At 38.1% G+C, this 1511-nt stretch carries 2 protein-coding genes and 1 pseudogene; all 3 read left to right on the forward strand.

Features of this window, described 5'->3' with window-relative positions; all coding sequences use genetic code 11:
- The first annotated feature begins 112 nt into the window (after nt 1-112).
- On the forward strand, nt 113-442 hold the full coding sequence (locus F6K23_RS40400; RefSeq protein ID WP_293166833.1) for a helix-turn-helix domain-containing protein: 330 nt from the start codon (nt 113-115) through the stop codon (nt 440-442).
- 150 nt (nt 443-592) lie between these two features.
- Nucleotides 593-1270, forward strand: coding sequence for an RNA-guided endonuclease TnpB family protein (locus tag F6K23_RS40405; RefSeq protein ID WP_293166835.1), 678 nt, complete (start codon nt 593-595; stop codon nt 1268-1270).
- A pseudogene (locus tag F6K23_RS40410) lies at nt 1239-1511 on the forward strand (hypothetical protein); the annotation flags it as partial. The gene F6K23_RS40405 and the pseudogene F6K23_RS40410, both read left to right, overlap by 32 nt.

Below are 1511 nucleotides of genomic sequence, written 5' to 3' on the forward strand. Positions count from 1 at the left end.
TTTATCTAATGTTGGCATTTATACCCGCGCTCTCCCGAAGGGGAGCGTCGTATGGGAATGCCAACCCATGCTATAATAAAACTACGAGCGTGTTAGTAATAGGTCGAAAACATTGAAAGCCAGATATAAATATCGCATCTACCCTAATCATGTCCAAATCAAGAAGTTTAATCAACTTTTTGGATGTTGCAGATATGTTTGGAATCAAAGTTTAGCTCATTGTAATCAACTGTATACTAATGGTGTTAAGAGACCAAGCTATGTTGATTTAACCAAACAATTCATAACACAAGCTAAAAGAGAATTGCTTTGGTTAAAAGAAGTTGCTTCAACTCCATTACAACAGTATCTCAAAGATTTAGACCGTAGGGGCGAAAGGCCTTTCGCCCCTACAAAAACTTTTTCAATAGTTGCAAAGGTAAACGAAAAGGGATTAAGGTGAAACCGCCTAGATTTAAAAGTAGAAAGTCAAAGCAAACTGCAAGGTTTGTAGGAGCTAATTATAAGATAGGCCAAGATAAAATCTATCTACCAAAAGTAGGCAAGATTAAAATAGTTTGCAATACGAAAATTGCCAAGCCAGCCTACATCTATGACTATAGTTAAAGATTCAGCTAATAGATATTATGCTAGTTTTGTTGTAGAAATTAATCCTGAATCTTTGCCTAAAACTGATAATTCAATCGGAATAGATTTAGGCATATCAACTTTTGCAACATTGAGCAATGGAGAGAAAATATTAGCTCCTAAACCTCTTAAAAAGAACTTGAAAAAGTTAGCTAAGTTTCAGAGAAAGTTTGCCAAGACTGAGCCAGGCAGTAAACCTCGTGAAAGACGCAGACTGAAAATAGCTAGACTGCACGCCAAAATCAAGGATATTTCCTTTCCTTCGGAATGCTGCGCAAACGGAATGCTGCGCAAACGTACAGACTTCCTTCATAAATTGTCTACTAATTTAGTCAAGAAATACGACACAATTGTACTTGAAGATTTAAACGTCTCAGGTATGGTTAAAAATCGTAAATTGTCTAAAGCAATTAGTGATTTAGGTTGGAGACAATTTAGGACTTTAACTGAGACAAAATGTGAAAAATATGGTAGAGAATTTAGGGTTATAAATAGATGGGAGCCAACAAGCCAAAAATGCTCATATTGTGGTTTTAGAGGAGGCAAGAAAGAACTAAATGTCAGAGAGTGGACTTGTTTAAATTGTGGCACATTTCATGATAGAGATGTTAATGCTGCTATCAATATTCGTATGGGTTGTTAGTGAAACAATTGCAGAAACAACTCAACCGATAACCAAGGTTGAGGAAATTGTTGAAAGCGAAGCTCCTCTGAAAGAGGCACTTGAGAATCCTTTACAACTATCACTTTTTGTTAGCGTAGCTCCTCCGCAGGAGGCTGTCGTCGCGGGCGGGCAGTCCGAGACGTTAAACAAGACGAGGAGCCGACGTAATTCTACCCGTAAAAAGGTAGTTGATGGCGATGAGTCGTCTACCCGCCCTGAG

This window comes from Okeania sp. SIO2C9 (genome assembly GCF_010672455.1).
Lineage (GTDB): Bacteria > Cyanobacteriota > Cyanobacteriia > Cyanobacteriales > Microcoleaceae > Okeania.

What these genes read in the sequence shown, in the direction of transcription:
- F6K23_RS40405 (WP_293166835.1), top strand. Translation starts at nt 593, where the DNA reads ATGACTATAGTTAAAGATTCAGCTAATAGATATTATGCTAGTTTTGTT.